Genomic DNA, 19,287 nt, shown 5'->3' with positions numbered 1-19,287 from the left:
ACGTCGTTAAGTGCCATCGGTCACGAGAGTGCCCTTAACGTTGTTAAGCTGTCAAGCGTGAGTACGGAACGACGAGCCCCCCTGGACCGTGCGCGGGTCGCGGACGCGGCGCTGCGGCTGCTGAACGAGGTCGGCCTCGACGGGCTGACCCTGCGCGCCATCGCGAAGGAGCTGGACGTCAAGGCGCCCGCTCTGTACTGGCATTTCAAGGACAAGCAGGCGCTGCTCGACGAGATGGCGACGCAGATGTTCCGGCGGATGGCGGCCGGCACCGAACTCGACCCCGCCGACACCTGGCAGGAACGCCTGCTGAAGGACAACCGCGGCCTGCGCGCCGCGCTGCTCGGCTACCGCGACGGCGCCAAGGTCTTCAGCGGCTCACGCTTCACCGGCACCGACCACGCACCGGCCATGGAGGCGAACCTGCGCCTGCTGACGGCCGCCGGGCTCACCCTCGCCCAGGCCGTCGACGCGGGCCGCACGGCCCAGGCCTACACCCTCGGCTTCGTCATCGAGGAACAGGGCATGCGCCCCCTGCCGGGCGGCGAGAAGGCCCGCACCGACATCGCCGACCGCGCCCGCCGCCTGTCCGACCACCCCCTCGCGGCGGCGGCCGGCGCGTTCCTCTTCGATGACTACGACCGCCAGTTCGAGGAAGGTCTCGCGGTCGTGATCGCGGGGATCGGGGCCCGGTACGGGGTGGCGCCCCGGCCTGCCCCGGGCTGAGCCGCGTGCCTCTCTGTGAGCCGGGGCACTTTCCGCGTGACGGGGCGTGCGCTGGGCAGGTTCCGTTCCGGACGCGAGCGGCCGCCGCCGAACACCCCCCGTGCGATGTCTCACCATGCGGGAGCAGTCTGGTGGAATTCGGACGCTCGTTAGACTGAGCCGACACAAACGAACCGAGCGAGGAGCGCACGTGGGCCTTGTCGTGCAGAAGTACGGAGGCTCCTCCGTTGCCGATGCCGAGGGCATCAAGCGCGTCGCCAAGCGGATCGTGGAAGCGAAGAAGAACGGCAACCAGGTGGTTGTCGTCGTTTCCGCGATGGGCGACACGACGGACGAGTTGATCGATCTCGCCGAGCAGGTATCCCCGATGCCTGCCGGGCGGGAGTTCGACATGCTGCTGACCGCCGGAGAGCGCATCTCCATGGCCCTGCTGGCCATGGCGATCAAAAACCTGGGCCACGAGGCCCAGTCGTTCACGGGCAGCCAGGCGGGCGTCATCACCGACTCCGTGCACAACAAAGCCCGGATCATCGACGTCACGCCCGGCCGCATCCGCACCGCCCTCGACGAGGGCAACATCGCCATCGTGGCCGGTTTCCAGGGCGTCAGCGCCGACAAGAAGGACATCACCACGCTGGGGCGCGGTGGCTCCGACACGACGGCCGTGGCGCTCGCCGCCGCGCTCGACGCCGAGGTCTGCGAGATCTACACCGACGTCGACGGTGTGTTCACCGCCGACCCGCGCGTGGTGAAGAAGGCGCGGAAGATCGACTGGATCTCCTTCGAGGACATGCTGGAGCTCGCCGCCTCCGGTTCCAAGGTGCTGCTCCACCGCTGTGTGGAGTACGCCCGCCGCTACAACATCCCGATCCACGTGCGGTCCAGCTTCAGCGGACTGCAGGGCACGTGGGTCAGCAGCAAGCCGATTGGGGACAAGAAGGTGGAGCAGGCCATCATCTCCGGTGTCGCGCACGACACCTCCGAGGCCAAGATCACGGTCGTCGGTGTGCCGGACAAGCCGGGCGAGGCCGCAGCCATCTTCCGGACCATCGCCGACGCCGAGATCAACATCGACATGGTCGTGCAGAACGTGTCCGCCGCGGCCACCGGCCTGACGGACATCTCCTTCACGCTGCCCAAGACCGAGGGCCGCAAGGCCATCGACGCGCTGGAGAAGAACCGTCCGGGCATCGGCTTCGACTCGCTGCGCTACGACGACCAGATCGGCAAGATCTCGCTGGTCGGCGCGGGCATGAAGACCAACCCGGGCGTCACCGCCTCCTTCTTCGAGGCACTGTCCGACGCCGGGGTGAACATCGAGCTGATCTCGACCTCCGAGATCCGCATCTCGGTCGTCACCCGCGCCGACGACGTGCCGGAGGCCGTGCGCGCCGTGCACTCCGCCTTCGGACTCGACTCGGACACCGACGAGGCCGTGGTCTACGGGGGCACCGGCCGATGACTGCCAAGCCGGCGCTCGCGGTCGTGGGGGCGACCGGGGCCGTCGGCACGGTGATGCTCCAGATCCTGTCCCAGCGGGCGGACGTCTGGGGCGAGATCCGCCTGATCGCCTCCCCGCGCTCGGCCGGCCGCAAGCTGACCGTGCGCGGGGCGGAGGTCGAGGTCGTCGCCCTGTCCGAGGAGGCCTTCGACGGGATCGACGTCGCCATGTTCGACGTCCCCGACGAGGTGTCCGCGCGCTGGGCGCCGGTCGCCGCCGCCAGGGGCGTGGTCGTGGTGGACAACTCGGGCGCCTTCCGGATGGACCCGGACGTGCCCCTCGTGGTCCCCGAGGTCAACCCGCACTGCGCCCGCAACCGGCGCCGCGGGATCATCGCCAACCCCAACTGCACCACCCTGTCGATGATCGTCGCCCTGGGCGCGCTGCACGCCGAGTTCGGGCTGCGCGAGCTGGTGGTGTCGTCGTACCAGGCGGTGAGCGGGGCCGGGCGGGCCGGCGTGGAGACGCTGCGGGCGCAGCTGTCGCTGGTCGCCGGTACGGAGCTGGGCACCAAGCCCGGGGACGTGCGGCGGGCCGTGGGGGACGACACCGGGCCGTTCCCGGAGCCGGTCGCGCTCAACGTCGTGCCGTGGGCCGGGTCGCTGCGGGAGGACGGCTGGTCGTCGGAGGAGATGAAGGTGCGGGACGAGTCCCGCAAGATCCTCGGGCTGCCGAAGCTGCCGGTCGCGGTCACCTGCGTACGGGTGCCGGTGGTCACCACGCACTCGCTGACCGTGCACGCCCGTTTCCAGGGCGAGGTCACCGTGGACAAGGCCCGGGAGATCCTCGACACCGCCCCGGGTGTGGTCCTGTTCGACAACCCGGCCGCCGGGGAGTTCCCCACGCCCGCGGACGTGGTCGGCACCGATCCGACCTGGGTCGGGCGGGTGCGGCGGGCGCTCGACGACCCGACCGCGCTCGAACTGTTCGTCTGCGGGGACAACCTCCGCAAGGGGGCCGCGCTGAACACCGCGCAGATCGCCGAGCTCGTGGCGGCCGAGCTGACCGGCCGTTCAGGAACGGCGTAGCGCGCGTGAATGGCCGGTGACCAGGGGGAACGTTCTCGATGGGAGCGGGCCCATGGTGAGGATTCCCCTAAGAAATGTGGTCCGGAGCATGGTCCGGACCTCTTGAACCGGGGGGCCTCGGCGTTCGAAGATTTTCCTCCCCGTCCTCCGCAACCACGCGGGCGGCGGGGAGCGTCTTTGCGATCGCCCTCTTACCGGGCGCTTACGCGGCGGCCTTCGGGACGTGCGGACGCATGATCCTGGCGTGGGGACGCCGTGATCGGGGCGTGGGGACGCCCGTTCATATGGGATATAGGGGAAGAGCGGGACGCATGACGGCACTTGAGGCACCGTCGGGTGTACGGCCGGACGCGCGAAGAGCGGCACCGTGCGCCACGGCGACGCCGCGCCGGCCGGCAGGGCGACCCGACGCGACGGCTGGGCCCGGCGCCCGCGGGTCCGATGTGAAAGTGATGCTCGGCACGTACAACCCCGGCGGGGGTGAGTGTGTCCAACTTGCGTGGCAGAGGTTCTCGAACTCAGTGCGCCCCGCGGCGCGACGGCCCTACGGCCGCCCCGCGCCGGCCTGCGCCCCCGCGTGCCCGGTGCGCCCGGCGGCATGCCGGTGATCGCGCCCATGCCCGCAGCGCGGCCCACCCGCATACCCAGCCAGCGCGACGGCGCGGAGGAGACGGCGGCGGCCGGTACGACGGTCGACCACCTGACCGAGACCTACCGGGCGCACTACCGTTCGCTCCTCGGCCTCGCCGCGCTCCTCCTCGACGACACCGCCTCCTGCGAGGACGTCGTGCAGGAGGCGTTCATCCGTGTCCACTCCGCCCGCAAACGCGTCCGCGACCCGGAGAAGACCCTCGCCTATCTCCGGCAGACGGTCGTCAACCTCTCCCGTTCCGCGCTGCGCCGCCGCATCCTCGGCCTCAAGCTCCTCTCCAAGCCGATGCCCGACATGGCGAGCGCGGAGGAGGGGGCCTACGACCAGCTGGAGCGGCGTGACCTCATCAAGGCGATGAAGGGACTGCAGCGCCGGCAGCGCGAGGTCCTGGTGCTGCGCTACTTCGCCGACATGACCGAGGCCCAGGTCGCCGAGACGCTCGGCATCTCGCTGGGTTCGGTGAAGGCGTACGGCTCGCGCGGCATCGCGGCGCTGCGGGTCGTGATGGAGGCGTCGGTATGAGGGAGGAAGCGGAGGGGCGGGACTCGCATGACCGGCACGAGCCCTACCTCTGGCACGAGCCGATGCCACCACGCCACGAGCAAGAGCACACGCAATCGCACGCTGGGAACGGAACTGTGAACCACGGCCCCGACGAAAAGGGCCCGGAGGGCCTCGGCCAGGGCTCTGAAGAACTCCGGAACGACCCCGACGAAGAACTCCGTGACGACCCCGACCGGACCGGCCGCGGGCTCCCCGCGGACCCGGACGGGCTCGGCGTCGACGAGTTGGCGCTGCGGCGGCTGCTGCACACCGCGGTCGACGACCTCGCGCCCCGTGACGGCGCCCTCGACCGGCTGCGCCGTGCCGTGCCCGCCCGCCGGGCCCGCAAGCGTCAGGCCGCCGTCGGGATGGCGGCCGCCGCCCTGTTCATCGGCACCGCGATCCCCGCCCTCGTCCACGTCTCCAACTCCGGCGGCACCGACCCCAACACCTCCATGGCCGGCCAGGCCTCCCAGGCCCAGGGCGGCTCGGCCGGCGGCAAGAACCCGGACGGCGGCACCGGCACCGCGGGCAGCTCCGGCGGCCCGGAGGCCAGCCGGAGCCCCGGCGCCACCCAGGGCAGCGGCAAGGACGAGAGCACCGGGAGCACCGGCGGCACCAAGGTCGTCCCCACGGCGAGCGCCGCCGCCCCGGTCTGCACCTCCGCCCAGCTCGGCGCCCCGGCGGCCACCGTCGGCGCCCCCGACTCGACCGGCGCCGTCTACGGCACCTTCCGCGTCGTCAACGTCTCGGCGACGAGCTGTACCGTCGGCGGCCCCGGCAGCGTCGGCGTCCTCGCGCAGGGCGCGGCCGACGCCACCAAGGTCGTCGCCGTCCGGCACGCCTCGGGCGACCCGGCGGCCGGGCTCCCCGACCCGACCACCGAACTCACCGGCCTGGTCCTGGCACCCGGCGCCGCCTACGCGGAGAAGTTCGCCTTCGTCCCGACGGCCCCCTGCCCGACCGGCGGATCCGGTACCGGCGGCACCACCGACCCCGGCGGCACGCCCTCCCCGAGCCCCTCCGAGGACGCGAGCAGCAGCACCGGCACGACCACCTCGGGCACGGAGGGCGTCACCACCCAGATGCTCACCGAGGACGGTACGGCCGACGGCAGCGTCGCGGTCTCGTACACCCCGGAGGCCGGGTCCCCGACCGGCTCGGCGACGGTGCCGAACGCGTGCGCGGGCACGGTCTACTGGACCGGGGTCCTGGCGGCGCAGTGACGCCCACGGCCGAGGCCCCGGACGTCCGCGCCGGGGCCGGTCAGACCGTGGCCGTCGGCTGCTGCGCCTCCTCGTGCGGGATCAGCCCGAGCTCCGCGTCCCGGGCGAACTCCGCCTCCCGGCGCAGCAGCCGGAACCACATGAACACCACGAACCCCGCGAAGACGAACCACTCACCGGTGTAGCCGAGGTTCTGGAACGCCTTCAGGTCGAGCCCCGAGTTGTCCGGCGCGGCCGCCGGTACGGCCGTCATCCCCGCGTCGGCCTTGTCCAGGGTGATCCACGCGTCGTACACCGGGTACGGCACCAGGTTCACCAGGGAGGCCGCGCTGATCGCCGCCGTCTGCCCGGACGGCAGGCCGCCCTGGGCGCTGACGCCGTTGTCCCCCGGTGTCTCGGAGGCCTGGAGCGCGCCGGTGACGGTGACCTCGCCGGTGGGCGGGGCGGGCGCCGCGGCGGCGTCGGCCTTGCCGGGCAGCCAGCCGCGCACCACGGGCAGGGCCTTGCCGGAGTCGGTGCGCAGCAGGGTCAGCACGTAGTAGCCGTCACGGCCGTCGAGCTGCCGGTCGGGCACCAGCAGCTGCTTGGCGTACCGGCCGCTGACGACGGCCCGCTTGCCGGAGGTGGCCTGGTCGACGGGGAGCAGGTCGGCCAGCGGCCGGGCCGCTTCCGTCCTGGCCGTCACGACCTGCTCGTCGGCGGTGCGGTGCGCTTCCACCCGCGCCTCGAAGCGGCTCAGCTGCCACGACCCCATGAAGATGCAGAACGGGATGGCGAGCAGCACGAAGACGTTGATGCCCCACCAGCGGGGTGTCAGCAGGAACCGGTACACCCTGTCCACGGTACGGGGCGCTTTGCGGGGGGTTGGGAGTGGGGGTGGGCGCGCGCAAAGTTATCCACAGGCTGAGGACGAGAGCAGCGCATTGTGGGCGGAGGCAGGCACTATGGGGCCATGACTGCGGCCATGAGTGAGAGCGACATGCCGGACTGGGAGAAGCGCTTCCGCGCCCCTCGGGTCTCCCTGCCGGACTGGGCGGAGGACGCCCCCGACCGTTCCCTGTTCGTGTCGAACGCGACGGGGACGTACGAGCTGTACGCCTGGGACCGCGCGAGCGGGGAGCAGCGCCAGGCGACGAACCGGCCGAACGGCACGACGGACGGGCTGCTCTCCCCGGACGGCGCGTGGATCTGGTGGTTCGACGACAAGGACGGCGACGAGTTCGGCGTCTGGCGCCGCCAGCCCTTCGAGGGCGGCGCGGACGAGGAGGCGACGCCGGGCCTGGAGCCGTCGTACCCCTCGGGCCTGGCCCTCGGCCGGGACGGCCGCACAGCCGTCGTGGGCCGCTCGACGGATGCCGAGGGCACGACGATCTACCTGGTCAGGACAGGCGAGGAGCCGTCGGAGATCTACCGGCACGCCGAGTCGGCGGGCGTCGGAGACCTCTCCCACGACGGGTCGCTGATCGCGATCGAGCACACCGAGCACGGTGACGCGATGCACTCGGCGCTGCGCGTGATCCGCCCCGACGGCACGACGGTCGCCGAGCTGGACGACACCAGGGGCGGCGCCGAGGAACTGGGCCTGGAGGTGCTGGGCTTCGCCCCGGTCGAGGGCGATCCGCGGCTGCTCATCGGCCATCAGCGGCGGGGCCGCTGGGAGCCGCTGGTCTGGGACGTCGTGACCGGCGCGCAGACGGACCTGATCCTGGACCTGCCCGGCGACGTGAGCGCCGAGTGGTACCCGGACGGCAGCGCGCTGCTGATCGCGCACAGCCACAAGGCCCGCAGCGAACTGTTCCGCTACGACCTCGGCACGCAGGAGCTGACCCGGATCCCCACCCCGCCGGGAACCGTCTCCGGGGCCACGGCCCGCCCGGACGGCACGGTCGAGTACCTCTGGTCGTCGGCCGCCGAGCCACCGGTGGTCCGCTCCACGACGGGCGCGGTCGTCCTCGACCCGCCCGGTATGAAGTGCCCCCCGTCGGTCCCGGTCTCGGACGCGTGGGTGGAGGGACCGGGCGGTCCCATCCACGCCCTGATCCAGAAGCCGGCCGGTGCCGTCGGCCCGCTCCCCACGGTCTTCGACCTGCACGGCGGTCCGACCTGGCACGACAGCGACAGCTTCGCGGCGGGCCCGGCGGCCTGGGTGGACCACGGCTACGCGGTGGTCCGCATCAACTACCGGGGCTCCACGGGCTACGGCCGCGCCTGGACGGACGCGCTGAAGCACCGGGTGGGCCTGATCGAACTGGAGGACGTCGCCGCGGTACGGGACTGGGCGGTCGAGTCCGGTCTCGCCGACCCGGACCGGCTGATCCTGACCGGCGGCTCCTGGGGCGGGTACCTCACGCTCCTCGGCCTCGGCACCCAGCCCGCGTCCTGGGCGGTGGGCATCGCCGTCGTCCCGGTCGCCGACTACGTCACGGCGTACCACGACGAGATGGAGTCACTGAAGGCGATGGACCGCACGCTGCTCGGCGGCACCCCGGAGGAGGTCCCGGACCGCTTCGCCGCGTCCTCGCCCCTGACGTACGTCGACGACGTGAAGGCCCCCGTCTACATCTCGGCCGGTCTCAACGACCCCCGCTGCCCCATCCGCCAGATCGACAACTACGTGTCCCGCCTGGCAGCCCGCTCGGCCCCCCACGAGGTCTACCGCTACGACGCGGGCCACGGCTCCCTGGTGGTGGACGAACGCATCAAGCAACTGAGGCTGGAGATGGAGTTCGCGAAGCGCCACCTGAAAGAGAAGGCGGAGGCCCCCCTCTAGACCCACGCCGCCCGAAGCGCCCCCTTAGGGGCGCGGGGAACTGCGCGCTCAGCCCCCACCCACCCGCAGCCACCCGACAACGCCGACCCACCCACCCCCCTCTCAACCGAGCGAGTCGGGCGGGTGGGTGGGCGGCACCCTCCCCGACAACTCCGCCAACCCCCGCCGAGTAGCGGCCACCACCACCCGATCCCCACCCCGCATCACATACCCCCCGTCCGCAACCCCCGCCCGCCCCTCCAACCCCAGCACCCGCCACGCCCCCGCCCGGAACGCCCCCGCCACGGTCCGCCCCTCCAACTGCGGATGCCCACCCACCCCCAGCACCGCCACCAGCAACACCTTCCGCTCCACCGCGATCGCCCCGAGGACCTGCCGCCCCAGCATCGCCCCGGCGAAGGACGGCGCCGCCAGATACGACACGCTCCGGCTCCGGGTGACCGCCCGCGGGTGCGCCGTCCGCAACGTCCGGTACACGGCGGTCGCGAAGTCGTCGTCGTACAGCCGCAGCACGGCCTTGAGGTCCGGCCGTACGGACCGCGCGTACAGCACGGCCTCCAGGTTCGTGGTGTCCGCGCTGGTCACCGCGAGCAGCGCCTGCGCCCGGTGGATCTTGGCGGCCTCCAGGACCCCCTCCTGGGTGACGTCCCCGAGCACCACCGGCACCCGCAGCCGCCGCGCCACCGCCAGCCCGCGCGCGTCGGGATCGGACTCCACGCACACCACCGGGACGTGCAGTTCGTGCAGCCGGGTCAGCACCCGCGTCCCGATCTTCCCCAGCCCGAGCAGCACCACGTGCCCGCTCAGCCCGCGCGGCGGCTTCCGCAACGCGGACGCGGTCCGGAACGTGCCGAGCGCTTCGAGCACCGCCGCCAGCAGCACCGGCAGCAGCAGCAACCCCATCAACCCCGACAGCAGTTGCAGGATCTGCCGCCCGAGCGACTCCCCGATCGCGGGATTGTCGATGGCGAACAGGTCGAGGAGCGTGTAGTAGAAGGCCCGTACCGGATGGATGCCCGTCACGATCGACAGCGCGACCGCGAGCGCGACCACACACCCCACGAGTCCGGCCAGCGACCACCTGAGCCGCCGCGAGAACAGCGACGCGAGCGCCGGTACGACTCCGGCCCCGACGCCGTTGCCGCGCCCACGGCCGCCGGGCGCCGCCGCCCCCGCGGACGACGACACCTGTTCGAGCACCAGCACGCCCCGGCCGTCCGCGGCCCGTACCTCCGCCTCGTCGGGCAGCAGGCGGGGTCCCTGGTCGGCGCCGCCCGCGGACGGCCCGGACGGCAGCGGACCGGTGCTGTTCGCGGAGAGCAGCGCCAGCGGAAACAGCCCCAGGTCGGCGTCCCGCCGGTCGGCCCCGGAACCGGGCGGCAGTTCCACCGCCCGCAGGACCAGGCCGTCCGTCTGGATGACCTTGCCGTGCCCGGCGAGCGCGGTGGCGGCGAGCGCGGGGGCCGCGGTGTCGGCGTCGGAGAGGACGATCGTGGCCGCGTCCCCGGCCTCGCCGTCCGCGTCCCCGACCGCCAACGCGGCTGCCTGGTCGAGGAGTTCCTCGATGTGCTGGCCGAGCCGCCGGTTGTAGAGCCGCAGGACCAGGCGCAGCCTGGGGTTGAGCCGACGGGCGGTGAGGGCGGCGCGGATGTTGGTCTCGTCGTCGTCGTAGACGAGGGCGAGCGCGCGGGCCCGCTCCACGCCCGCCTCGGCGAGCACGGACTCGGTGGCTTCGAGGGCCTCCAACACCCGTTCCCCGCGCGGCGCTTCCCCGGTGGCCGTGCCGGGACCGCCGGTGCTCCCGGAGCCGCCGTTGCCGCCTCCGTTACCTCCGTTGCCTCCGTTGCCACCGCCGTTGGCGGTCGCCCGCCCGACGGCGGCGCTCACCACCCGGTCGATCAGCGCGGCGGAGGCGGCGCGGGCCCGTCCGACGACCGGCGGCCGGGCGGTGCGCCCGTTCGGGGGCACGACCAGGGTGACCTGTTCGCCGTACACCGTGCGCAACTCGGCGGCCAGCCGGTGCGCGAGCCCGTCGTCCCCGCACACCACCATGGGTGCCGGACCCCCACCACCTTGATACGGAACGCTCGCCACGAGGGAAAAGACTGCCTCAACGGGACGCATGGTTCCAGCAACGAAGTGAACAGCCGGCCCCCGCCTCCCGTAGGGAGGGGGAGGGAGCATCATCCCGGATCTGACCGAAGTGCCGGAGGTATCCGTCCCGTGGCCATCACCGAGAAAGCCGCCCCGCCCGGGTCGGCCGCCGCCCACGACGAGCCCCCCGGCCGCTCCGGTCGCTCCGGCGGCCCCGCCCGCCCCGGTCGCCCCGGCCGCTCCGGCCGTTCCGAGCAGGAGGGCTGGCACCTCAACTCACCCCTCGTGCTGACCCTGGTGCTGCTCCTGGTCGTGGTCTTCCAGGGGCCGGTGCGCGGCGCGCTGGCGAAGCCGGTGATGCAGAGCTGGATGACGGTGTTCGTGGCAGTGGTCGTCCAGGCGCTCCCCTTCCTCGTCCTCGGCGTCCTGCTCTCCGCGGCCCTCGCGGTGTTCGTGCCGCCGTCCTTCTTCGCCCGCGCCCTGCCCGGCCGCCCCGCCCTCGCGGTCCCGGTCGCGGGCCTGGCCGGTGCGATCCTGCCGGGCTGCGAGTGCGCGTCGGTCCCGGTGGCGGGCGCCCTGGTCCGCCGGGGCGTCACTCCGGCCGCGGCGATCGCCTTCCTCCTCTCCGCCCCGGCGATCAACCCGATCGTGCTGACGGCGACGGCCGTGGCGTTCCCGCGCAACCCCGAGATGGTGCTGGCGCGGTTCGCCGGCAGCCTGCTGGTCGCGTGCGTCATGGGCTGGCTGTGGCAGCGGGTGGGCCGCACCGACTGGCTGCGGCCGCCGGCGCACGCGCACCACGAGGGCGAGACGAAGATGGAGGCGTTCTGGTCCTCGGTCCGGCACGACACCGTGCACGCGGGCGGGTTCCTGGTGCTCGGTGCGATGGCCGCGGCGACGCTGAAGGCCGTGGCCCCGGCGGAGTGGCTGCGCACGGCGGCCGCCAACCCGGTGGTGGCGATCCTCGCGCTGTCCATCCTGGCGGTGCTGCTGTCCATCTGCTCGGAGGCGGATGCGTTCGTGGCGGCCTCCCTGACCCAGTTCTCCCTCACCGCCAAGCTGGCGTTCCTGATCGTGGGCCCGATGATCGACCTGAAACTCTTCGCCATGCAGGCGGGCACCTTCGGCCGCGGCTTCGCCCTGCGCTTCGCCCCCGCCACGTTCGTCGCCGCCATCGCGGGCGCGCTGGTCACCGGGGCGGTGCTGCTGTGAACCGGCAGGCTCAGGCGGCGGTGCTGTTCCTGGTCGGGGCGGCCCTCCTGCACGCGGGCATGACCAACCTGTACCTGCGCTACGTCAAGGCGGGCCTGCAACCGCTGATCCTGGCGGCGGGCGCGGTCCTGATCGTCGCGGCGCTGGCGACGGCGTGGTACGAGTGGCGAGCCCGAGCCCGCACCACCCCCACCCAGGACCACGCTCACCGCGAACCCCGCATCTCCTGGCTCCTGGTCCTCCCCCTCCTCGCCCTGATCCTCGTCGCCCCGCCCGCCCTCGGCTCCTACAGCGCGGTGCGCGCCGGTACGGCCCTGCAACAGCCGTACGGCTACATGAAGTTGCCCAAGTCGGACCCCATCCCGCTGAACCTGGTCGACTACGCGGGACGGGCGGTCTACGACCACGGGCGCTCCTTCGGCGGCAGGAGCGTGCGCTTCGCGGGTTTCGTGGCCCTGGACAAGAGCGGCGCCCCCTACCTGGTCCGCATGGCCCTCAACTGCTGCGCGGCGGACGCCCAGCCGGTGAAGGTGGCCCTGACCGGCAAGATCCCCCCGGTCCTCCAGCCGGACGCCTGGCTCCAGGTGACGGGCACCTACACCGCCCGCGTGACCCACGACCCGGTGAACAACGGCCCGATCCCCTACCTCAAGGTCACCCAGGCCAAACCGATCCCGGTCCCGTCCGACCCGTACGACGAGAGCTGGAACAACTGACGGTCTGCCCGGGACACCGCGTCGACCGGCTCAGGCAGCACCGGAGAGGCGCTGCTCGCGGTGCCGGCAGTCCCGGCAGTGGCCCGGTTGCGGGGCGCGGAAGCCTCGGTCGCAGCCGTCGCAGTTCCACATGGGGACGACGGTCCGGGCGGCCGGCGGCGCCGGGATGCTCGCCGGTGCTTGCAGGGGCGTCTCCTTGAGCCGGTGGGCGAGGATGCCGGCCGGGCGGGCCAGGAGGTGGGCCGGGAGGCCTGCGGTGAGGTGGTCGGCGATCTGTGTGGGCCGGACGCCCGCCGCGAGCCAGCGGCTGACGGCCGGTGCGAGGCGGACGGCGTCCTGCTCGGAGAGGGTGAGGCGGGGGTCGATGCGGCGCAGGCCCGCGAGTACGGCGACGGCCTTCGGGTCGGCGTCGGCGAGCGGAACCGGTGCCTCTGCCTGCGCCGGTACGGGTGCCTGCACCGCTTCCTGTACTGCTTCGGACACCGGTACGACTGGTCGGGCGGCGGGTCGCTTCCGGGGGCGGCGCGGCTTCGGCGGTTCGGGAGGGGCGGGATCGCCGCCGGGGACGTCGTAGAAGTACGTCCGGGTACGGATCTGGCCGGTGGGCGTTCGCTCGCGGCGGCGTTCCAGGTAGCCGTCCGCCTCCAGTTCCCTGAGGGCCCGGGAGATCAGGATCTCGCCCTCGGTGAAGTGACGGCACAGGGCGGCGATGCTCACCGGGGCGCCGTCGGGCAGGGAGAGGACGTACAGCGCGACGCCCACCGTGACCGCGCTGCCGGGCCGTTGGGCGAGGGCGTTGGAGATCACGGTGAAGTCGGCGGAGAGCCGGGTGCGGACGTGGATCACGCCGGAGGTCGGGAGTCCGGCGTGGGCGCGCGAGGGCGCGTTAGACTGCGGTTCAGCCATCGGGAAGGCGTTCACTTCCGGATCGGTCAGGCCCTCGTTCGGGATGCCAGTCCCGGCCGGGGGCCGTCGTCTGTGTGCGGTTGTCGCGGCGAACGTAACGGTCCGTGTCCCGCCCCTGCAAGCCGGTCACCCGGACGGGTGACGCGGACCGTGCGGCCGGGGAGGGTGGGTGGGCGGGTAGTTCTTTCTCCCGGTTCTTTGGGGAGGTCAGCGGCCCACCGGCCCCTCGCGGGCAAGGGTCCGGTGAGCCCGGGGCGGCGGCCTCAGCCCTTCAACCCGCCTATGAAAGCGGTCCAGGCGGTGGTGTCGAAGCACAGTGCCGGCCCGTGCGGGACCTTGCTGTCACGGACGGGGACGGCGCCGGGGAACCCGTCGGCCACCTCCACGCAGTCGCCCCCCGCCTGATTGCTGTAGCTGCTCCTGCGCCAGGCGGCGTCGTTCAGATCGGGACGGGACGTTCGCTCCACGGTGACTGTCCTCCATCACGGATCGGATCATGTCGAGTGACATGAGCGGGGGCAGGGCTGCCGCCCGTAGCCGATCGTAGGTCAGCGCGAAGCTCCTGACCTCGCCGGTTTCCTCGATGAGTTGGCCGTAGTGAGCGCCCTCCGTGTAGGCGGCTTCCGAGTCGTCCGGCATGGTCAGGAGTGTGAGCGAGCCGCCCATGACGTCGTGCTCACCCTGGTCGAACGGCAGTACCTGCACGGTGAGATGGGACTCCGTCGCGGTGTCGAGCAGTCGCTCCAACTGCTCTCGCATCACCGCCGGGCCGCCGACCGGACGCCTGAGCACCGCCTCGTCGAGGACCACCCACAACTCCGGCCGGTCGGCCGCGCCGAGCCGTGTCTGACGGCCCATGCGGGCGACGACCCGCTCCTCCAACTGCTGCCTGCCGTCGAGTGTTCGGCCGACGCTCAGCACCGTCCGCGCGTAGGCCTCGGTCTGCAACAGGCCCGGGACGACGTGCGCCGCGTACTGCCGGATGACCACCGCCCGCTCCGAATACGCCATGAACTTCCGCGACCAGTCGGGGAACGCCTCCCGGTACACGTACGGCCACAGCTCCACCAGCAGGTCGTCGGCGCCCAGGACCGCGTCCAGCGCTCGCGCCAGTTCGAGCGTCGGCTTCGCTCCCGAGGCCCGTTCGATCTGGGTGATCCGGGTGCTCACCACGTGCACGGCGGCGCCGAGTTCGGCCTGGGTCAGTCCGGCGGCGACGCGGAGTCTCCGTGCTCGTGCGCCGAACAGCGCGTAACGACTCGCGTACAGGCAAGGACGGGCGCGCTGTGCTGACAGATGCGGTCACACCGGAGAAGGAACCCAAGGAGCCAGGGTGGAGCGCGCAGTTCGCGTCCTCGGCACGAGGGGCGCGGCACGCCCGGCACCATGCCGTGCAACGGATGGCGGAGTGGGGGTTTCCCGGCGAGTCCGACGTGTCGTGCGCGGTCGCCCTCGTCGTCGCCGAACTCGCCGCCAACGCGGTGCGGCACGGCCGGGTGCCGGGGCACACCTTCGGTCTCCGGCTGGTTCGCGACGTGGCCGGGGCCCTGGTCCGGATCGAGGTCGCGGCCGCCGCGGCCGCGCGGAGGCCACCTGCCGCCGCGCCGCGGTCCGCCCCCGACGCGGAGTCGGGGCGCGGCCTGCTCCTGGTGGCCGCCGTGGCGGTGCGGTGGGGCTGCGTGCCCCGGCAGCCGGTGGGCAAGACGGCATGGGCGGAGGTGGCCGTCAAGGCGCCGTGAGTCAGGTGCCGTCGAGCCCGGTCAGGGGCGGCCCACCGTGTCCGGGTCGGGGACCCCGGGTTCCGGGAGCGGGGCGGGTTGCGGCGGCTCGGAGCGGCGGGTCAGGCGGCGGGCCAACGGTTCGGTGTAGCGGGCCGTCAGGGGGCCGAGGATGACGAGGATCAGGACGTAGGCGGTGGCCAGGGGGCCCAGGGAGGGTTCTATGCCCGCCGTGACGGCGAGCCCGGCTATGACGATCGAGAACTCGCCGCGCGCGACCAGGGTGCCGCCCGCCCGCCAGCGGCCCTTCGCCGAGATCCCGGCGCGCTTCGCGGCCCAGTAGCCGGTGGCGATCTTCGTCAGTGCGGTGACGACGGCGAGCGCGAGCGCGGGCAGCAGCACCGGCGGGATGCTCGACGGGTCGGTGTGCAGGCCGAAGAAGACGAAGAAGACGGCGGCGAAGAGGTCGCGCAGGGGTGCCAGGAGGTGGTGGGCGCCCTCCGCGACCTCCCCGGAGAGCGCGATGCCGACGAGGAACGCGCCCACCGCGGCGGAGACCTGGAGCTGCTGGGCGATGCCCGCGACGAGGAGGGTCAGGCCCAGCACCACGAGGAGCAGCTTCTCGGGGTCGTCGCTGGAGACGAAACGGGAGATGTGCCTGCCGTAGCGGACCGCGATCACCAGGACCAGTCCGGCCACCCCGAGGGCGATGGCGAGGGTCAGGCTGCCCGCGGCCAGGCCCGCGCCGGCCAGCAGTGCGGTGACGATCGGCAGGTAGACGGCCATGGAGAGGTCTTCCAGGACCAGGATGCTCAGGATCACCGGGGTCTCCCGGTTGCCGAGCCGTCCCAGGTCGCCGAGGACCTTGGCGATCACACCGGACGAGGAGATCCAGGTGACACCGGCCAGCACCACGGCCGCCACCGGCCCCCAGCCCAGCAGGAGGGCCATGGCGGCACCGGGCAGCGCGTTGAGCGCGGCGTCCACCAGGCCCGCCGGGTACTGGGTCTTCAGGTTGGAGACGAGATCGCTCGCGGTGTACTCCAGACCGAGCATCAGGAGCAGCAAAACGACGCCGATCTCGGCGCCGATCGCGACGAACTCCTCGCTGGTGCCGAGCGGATAGAGGCCCCCTTTGCCGAAGGCGAGCCCGGCCAGCAGGTAGAGGGGGATGGGCGAGAAGCTGAAGCGTCCGGCGAGGCGGCCGAGCAGGCCCAGGCCGAGGATGATCGCCCCGAACTCGATCAGGAAGACGGCGGAGTCGTGCACGACGGCCTCACTCCCGCCCGAGTATCGCGGCGGCCGCGTCGACGCCCTCGCGGGTGCCGATCACGATGAGCGTGTCCCCGCCGGCGAGGCGGAAGTCCGGGGCGGGCGAGGGGACCGCGTCGGCGCGGCGCAGCACGGCCACGATGGAGACCCCCGTCTCGGTCCGCATCCGCGTCTCGCCCAGCAGCCGGCCGTTCCAGTACGAGGTCGCGCCCAGCTCGATGCGTTCGGCGACCAGGCCGAGGTCGGTGGTGGACAGCAGGTTCGGGCTGTGGTGCGTCGGCATCAGCGCGTCGATGAGCGCGGCCGTCTCCCCGGAGGACAGCCGCACCGACAGGGCGCAGGCGTCGGGGTCCTCCTGGCGGTAGGCGCTCAGGATGCGCGAACCGTCCCGGTGCGCGACCACCGAGAGCCTGTCCTGCTCCTTCGTGGTGAGGTCGTACCGGACCCCGATTCCCGGCAACGGCGTCCTGCTCAGGCGTGGCGCCCCCAAGGCTGTCTCCCTCGTCTCGTCACAGCTCGTCCTTTGCGATTTCTTTAACCACCCTAACGGGTGCGTTCGCAAAGCGGTGTCGACAAGGGGCGCGGGGGACTGCCTCAGGCCGGGTACGGGACGTAGCAGTCCAGGGCCGGGTGGTACAGGGACTGCCAGGTGCGGCCCTCGACGACTCCGCTCGCCGGCAGGCCGTGGCAGGTCTGGATCCACTCGATCTTCTTCAGCAGAGCGGTGCCGTAGACGCCGTCGGGCGCGAGCTTGGGGGGTACGCCGCCCCACGCGTTGCTGAGGCACTGCGCCTGGCTGACCGCCGCGCCCGTGTCGCCGTACCTGAGGGTCGGCCGGAAGGCGGAGGACGCGTAGGCGCAGGACCGGCCGGGGTCGGGGCTGGGGCCGGGTCCGGGGGTGGCGGCGACGGCGGTGTGCGGCGCCGCGAGGCCGAGCGCGGCGGTCGCGGCGAGCGTCACGGCCGAGGTGAGCGTCGCGGACGAGGTGAGCAGTCGGTTCCGTTTCATGCCCGCTCCTTCGAGGGCGTCCTCCGCCCATGGTCGCGCGCACGCGGTGAGGTCCGCGAGTCGGGGAGGGCGGTGGCGGCCGTCCTCCCCGGACCGGTGAAGCTGACGCGGCGGGGCCGACCCGGCGGGTCAGCCCCGGGGGGACCGGTCAGCGCCCGCTCGTACCGGGGCACCTGCATGGTCGGTACCCGCTGGGTGGTCAGCGGCCGGCCGCAGACACTCAAGGCGTTCCGCCCGAAGCTGGGCGGCGACATCGTCCGCCTGACGGGCCCGGCGGGCCCGAGCGCGCCCTAGGTGCTCGACGGGCGACGGATCAGCCGTTCCGGAGTGGCTGACCGCCGGTGGTGGGTGTGGAGATGCCGTTCATGAAGATGTCGAGCAGTCGGGCGGCTTGTGCGCTGCTGCTGGTGATCGGGGCCACCGTGAAGATGCCGATGAGGCCGGCCGCGACGTCTTCGGAGGTGGCGTCCGCGCTGATGTCGCCTGCGGAGCGGCCGGCGGCGAGGATCTTGTCGATGGCGGCCAGCAGTTCGGTACGGGTGTGAGCCGCTCCGAGCTGCTTGTTGTTGATCATTGCTCGCAACGTGTCGATCATGCCGTTCTTGGTGGCCAGCCACTCGCTGAACAGGTCCATCCAGCGGCGCATGGCCCGCGCGGGCGGGTGGGTCGCGAGAAGGTGGTCGGCGCCCTCGGTCAGGCGCCGCACCTGGTCCTGGTACACGGCCTCGACCAACGCCTCGCGGGTCGGGAAGTGCCGGAACAGCGTGCCGATGCCGACACCGGCCTCGCGGGCTATCAGCCGTAGCGAGGGTTCGCCGGCGGCACTGGCCGAGCCGAACAGCCTGGCCGCGACCTCGATGAGCGCCTGCCGGTTGCGAGCAGCGTCGCTGCGAACGGGTGGGGACACCACGTCACTCTAGCGGAACACGCTCCGTTTCGTTAAGGTCGCCGACGAAGCGGAACGTGCTCCAATTAGCGTGCGGAGAACTGTCGTGCATGTGTTCCTCACCGGAGGCTCCGGCCTGACCGGTCCTGCTGTCGTGTCGGAACTGCTTTCCGCGGGTCACCGGGTCACCGGGCTGGCCCGCTCCACTGCCTCAGCGGATCGCCTGGCTCAACTGGGAGCGGAGCCCTTCGCCGGCTCGCTCGACGATCTCGACCGGCTGGGCGCCGGCGCGGCGGCCGCCGACGGCGTGGTGCACATGGCCGCCGGCGGTGATCCCGGCGACCTGGCCGGCATCACCCGACGTGACGTCAACGCGATCGAGGCTCTGGGAACCGCGCTGGCCGGTACCGGCAAACCGTTCGTGTCGACGTCCGGGACGATGGTCATGACCCCGGGTCGGGTGAGCGAGGAGACGGACGCGCCCAGCGAGGACGCGTTCGCCGCGTATCGGATCCCCGGCGAGCGGAGCTGCCTGGGCTTCGCCGAGCAGGGGGTGCGCTCCAGCGTGATCCGTCTCGCCCCGACGGTGCACGGTCCGGGCGACTACGGATTCGTCGCGATGCTGGTGGCAACCGCCCGCAGGACGGGTGTGTCGGCCTACGTCGGGGACGGGGCCAACCGGTGGCCCGCGGTCCACCGTCTCGACGCGGCCACCCTGTTCCGGCTTGCGCTGGAGAAGGCGCCGGCCGGAACCGCGCTCCACGGAGCGGCGGAAGGCGGCGTCCCGCTGCGGGACATCGCCGAGAAGATCGGCCGGGCACTCGATCTGCCCGTGGTGTCGGTCGGGTCGGACGAGGCCGGGTCGCACTTCGGGAACGCGGCCCTGGCCGCTGTGTTCGGCGCCGACGTCCCGGTCTCCAGCGCGCGCACCCGCGAGTTGCTCGGCTGGACCCCGAGCCACCACACACTGCTCGAAGACCTCGAACACGGCGACTACTTCGCCGTCGCGGAAGCTCACTGACCCGAAGC

The 19,287-nt window shown here is 72.6% G+C and carries 19 protein-coding genes; 10 read left to right on the top strand and 9 right to left on the bottom strand.

The window, feature by feature from the left end:
- Positions 1 to 57 precede the first annotated feature (57 nt).
- The 5 genes from AB0G52_RS11935 to AB0G52_RS11915 all read left to right on the top strand — a co-directional run bounded on the left by AB0G52_RS11935 (position 58) and on the right by AB0G52_RS11915 (position 5,676).
- Positions 58 to 726, top strand: coding sequence for a TetR/AcrR family transcriptional regulator C-terminal domain-containing protein (locus tag AB0G52_RS11935; protein WP_132889548.1), 669 nt, complete (start codon positions 58 to 60; stop codon positions 724 to 726).
- 190 nt (positions 727 to 916) lie between these two features.
- The gene (locus AB0G52_RS11930) at positions 917 to 2,188 is read left to right on the top strand and encodes an aspartate kinase (RefSeq protein WP_046732250.1); all 1,272 of its coding nucleotides are present in this window, start codon (positions 917 to 919) and stop codon (positions 2,186 to 2,188) included.
- A complete protein-coding gene (locus tag AB0G52_RS11925; RefSeq protein WP_132889547.1) occupies positions 2,185 to 3,255 on the top strand; it encodes an aspartate-semialdehyde dehydrogenase in 1,071 nt (356 codons plus the stop codon). Before AB0G52_RS11930 ends, AB0G52_RS11925 begins: the two co-directional genes overlap by 4 nt.
- A gap of 499 nt (positions 3,256 to 3,754) precedes the next feature.
- Complete coding sequence (locus tag AB0G52_RS11920) at positions 3,755 to 4,429, top strand: SigE family RNA polymerase sigma factor (protein ID WP_207921755.1); 675 nt, start codon at positions 3,755 to 3,757, stop codon at positions 4,427 to 4,429.
- A 116-nt stretch (positions 4,430 to 4,545) separates the two neighbouring features.
- Positions 4,546 to 5,676: a hypothetical protein gene (locus AB0G52_RS11915; protein WP_361336088.1), complete on the top strand. Its 1,131-nt coding sequence runs from the start codon at positions 4,546 to 4,548 to the stop codon at positions 5,674 to 5,676.
- Positions 5,677 to 5,716: 40 nt separating this feature from the next.
- Here AB0G52_RS11915 and AB0G52_RS11910 read toward each other — a convergent pair whose 3' ends face one another.
- Complete coding sequence (locus AB0G52_RS11910) at positions 5,717 to 6,508, bottom strand: SURF1 family protein (RefSeq protein ID WP_361336086.1); 792 nt, start codon at positions 6,506 to 6,508, stop codon at positions 5,717 to 5,719.
- A 120-nt stretch (positions 6,509 to 6,628) separates the two neighbouring features.
- On the opposite strand from AB0G52_RS11910, the gene AB0G52_RS11905 reads away from it, so the two are divergent.
- On the top strand, positions 6,629 to 8,446 hold the full coding sequence (locus AB0G52_RS11905; protein ID WP_361336084.1) for a prolyl oligopeptidase family serine peptidase: 1,818 nt from the start codon (positions 6,629 to 6,631) through the stop codon (positions 8,444 to 8,446).
- A 102-nt stretch (positions 8,447 to 8,548) separates the two neighbouring features.
- Here the strand turns inward: AB0G52_RS11905 and AB0G52_RS11900 are convergent, their stop codons facing one another.
- Positions 8,549 to 10,498, bottom strand: a complete 1,950-nt coding sequence (locus tag AB0G52_RS11900; RefSeq protein WP_361336082.1) for an NAD-binding protein — start codon at positions 10,496 to 10,498, stop codon at positions 8,549 to 8,551.
- Positions 10,499 to 10,669: 171 nt separating this feature from the next.
- Between AB0G52_RS11900 and AB0G52_RS11895 the strand changes: the two genes are divergently transcribed.
- Both AB0G52_RS11895 and AB0G52_RS11890 read left to right on the top strand, forming a co-directional pair.
- Positions 10,670 to 11,752: a permease gene (locus AB0G52_RS11895; RefSeq protein ID WP_361336080.1), complete on the top strand. Its 1,083-nt coding sequence runs from the start codon at positions 10,670 to 10,672 to the stop codon at positions 11,750 to 11,752.
- A complete protein-coding gene (locus AB0G52_RS11890) occupies positions 11,749 to 12,468 on the top strand; it encodes a TIGR03943 family protein (protein ID WP_132889542.1) in 720 nt (239 codons plus the stop codon). Before AB0G52_RS11895 ends, AB0G52_RS11890 begins: the two co-directional genes overlap by 4 nt.
- A 30-nt stretch (positions 12,469 to 12,498) precedes the next feature.
- On the opposite strand, the gene AB0G52_RS11885 is transcribed toward AB0G52_RS11890, so the two are convergent.
- From AB0G52_RS11885 to AB0G52_RS11875, 3 genes are all read right to left on the bottom strand, one after another.
- The gene (locus AB0G52_RS11885; protein ID WP_361336078.1) at positions 12,499 to 13,374 is read right to left on the bottom strand and encodes a hypothetical protein; all 876 of its coding nucleotides are present in this window, start codon (positions 13,372 to 13,374) and stop codon (positions 12,499 to 12,501) included.
- 263 nt (positions 13,375 to 13,637) lie between these two features.
- Positions 13,638 to 13,754: a DUF397 domain-containing protein gene (locus AB0G52_RS11880; RefSeq protein ID WP_361336221.1), complete on the bottom strand. Its 117-nt coding sequence runs from the start codon at positions 13,752 to 13,754 to the stop codon at positions 13,638 to 13,640.
- Positions 13,717 to 14,643 carry a helix-turn-helix transcriptional regulator gene (locus AB0G52_RS11875; protein ID WP_361336219.1) on the bottom strand — a complete coding sequence of 309 codons (927 nt, stop codon included), beginning with the start codon at positions 14,641 to 14,643 and terminating at the stop codon, positions 13,717 to 13,719. Before AB0G52_RS11875 ends, AB0G52_RS11880 begins: the two co-directional genes overlap by 38 nt.
- Before the next feature lie 17 nt (positions 14,644 to 14,660).
- Between AB0G52_RS11875 and AB0G52_RS11870 the strand changes: the two genes are divergently transcribed.
- Complete coding sequence (locus AB0G52_RS11870; RefSeq protein ID WP_361336076.1) at positions 14,661 to 15,113, top strand: ATP-binding protein; 453 nt, start codon at positions 14,661 to 14,663, stop codon at positions 15,111 to 15,113.
- 21 nt (positions 15,114 to 15,134) lie between these two features.
- Here AB0G52_RS11870 and AB0G52_RS11865 read toward each other — a convergent pair whose 3' ends face one another.
- From AB0G52_RS11865 to AB0G52_RS11850, 4 genes are all read right to left on the bottom strand, one after another.
- The gene (locus tag AB0G52_RS11865) at positions 15,135 to 16,361 is read right to left on the bottom strand and encodes a cation:proton antiporter (RefSeq protein WP_132889538.1); all 1,227 of its coding nucleotides are present in this window, start codon (positions 16,359 to 16,361) and stop codon (positions 15,135 to 15,137) included.
- Positions 16,362 to 16,368: 7 nt separating this feature from the next.
- Positions 16,369 to 16,854: a TrkA C-terminal domain-containing protein gene (locus AB0G52_RS11860; protein WP_361336074.1), complete on the bottom strand. Its 486-nt coding sequence runs from the start codon at positions 16,852 to 16,854 to the stop codon at positions 16,369 to 16,371.
- A 104-nt stretch (positions 16,855 to 16,958) separates the two neighbouring features.
- On the bottom strand, positions 16,959 to 17,372 hold the full coding sequence (locus AB0G52_RS11855) for a peptidoglycan-binding domain-containing protein (protein WP_132889537.1): 414 nt from the start codon (positions 17,370 to 17,372) through the stop codon (positions 16,959 to 16,961).
- Positions 17,373 to 17,685: 313 nt separating this feature from the next.
- The gene (locus AB0G52_RS11850) at positions 17,686 to 18,279 is read right to left on the bottom strand and encodes a TetR/AcrR family transcriptional regulator (protein ID WP_361336072.1); all 594 of its coding nucleotides are present in this window, start codon (positions 18,277 to 18,279) and stop codon (positions 17,686 to 17,688) included.
- 85 nt (positions 18,280 to 18,364) lie between these two features.
- Here AB0G52_RS11850 and AB0G52_RS11845 point away from each other — a divergent pair, with 85 nt between their 5' ends.
- Positions 18,365 to 19,279 (top strand): SDR family oxidoreductase, encoded by a 915-nt coding sequence (locus tag AB0G52_RS11845; protein WP_132889535.1) that lies wholly within the window; start codon positions 18,365 to 18,367, stop codon positions 19,277 to 19,279.
- The last annotated feature ends 8 nt before the right edge of the window (positions 19,280 to 19,287 follow it).

Origin of the sequence: Streptomyces sp. NPDC021562 (assembly GCF_040640875.1) — a bacterium.
Taxonomy (GTDB): Bacteria; Actinomycetota; Actinomycetes; order Streptomycetales; family Streptomycetaceae; genus Streptomyces.
This window is presented reverse-complemented; position numbering and strand designations above follow the sequence as displayed.

What these genes read in the sequence shown, in the direction of transcription:
- AB0G52_RS11905 (WP_361336084.1), top strand. Translation starts at nt 6,629, where the DNA reads ATGACTGCGGCCATGAGTGAGAGCGACATGCCGGACTGGGAGAAGCGC.
- AB0G52_RS11900 (WP_361336082.1), bottom strand. Translation starts at nt 10,498, where the DNA reads ATGGTGGTGTGCGGGGACGACGGGCTCGCGCACCGGCTGGCCGCCGAG.
- AB0G52_RS11925 (WP_132889547.1), top strand. Translation starts at nt 2,185, where the DNA reads ATGACTGCCAAGCCGGCGCTCGCGGTCGTGGGGGCGACCGGGGCCGTC.
- AB0G52_RS11885 (WP_361336078.1), bottom strand. Translation starts at nt 13,374, where the DNA reads ATGGCTGAACCGCAGTCTAACGCGCCCTCGCGCGCCCACGCCGGACTC.
- AB0G52_RS11855 (WP_132889537.1), bottom strand. Translation starts at nt 17,372, where the DNA reads ATGAAACGGAACCGACTGCTCACCTCGTCCGCGACGCTCACCTCGGCC.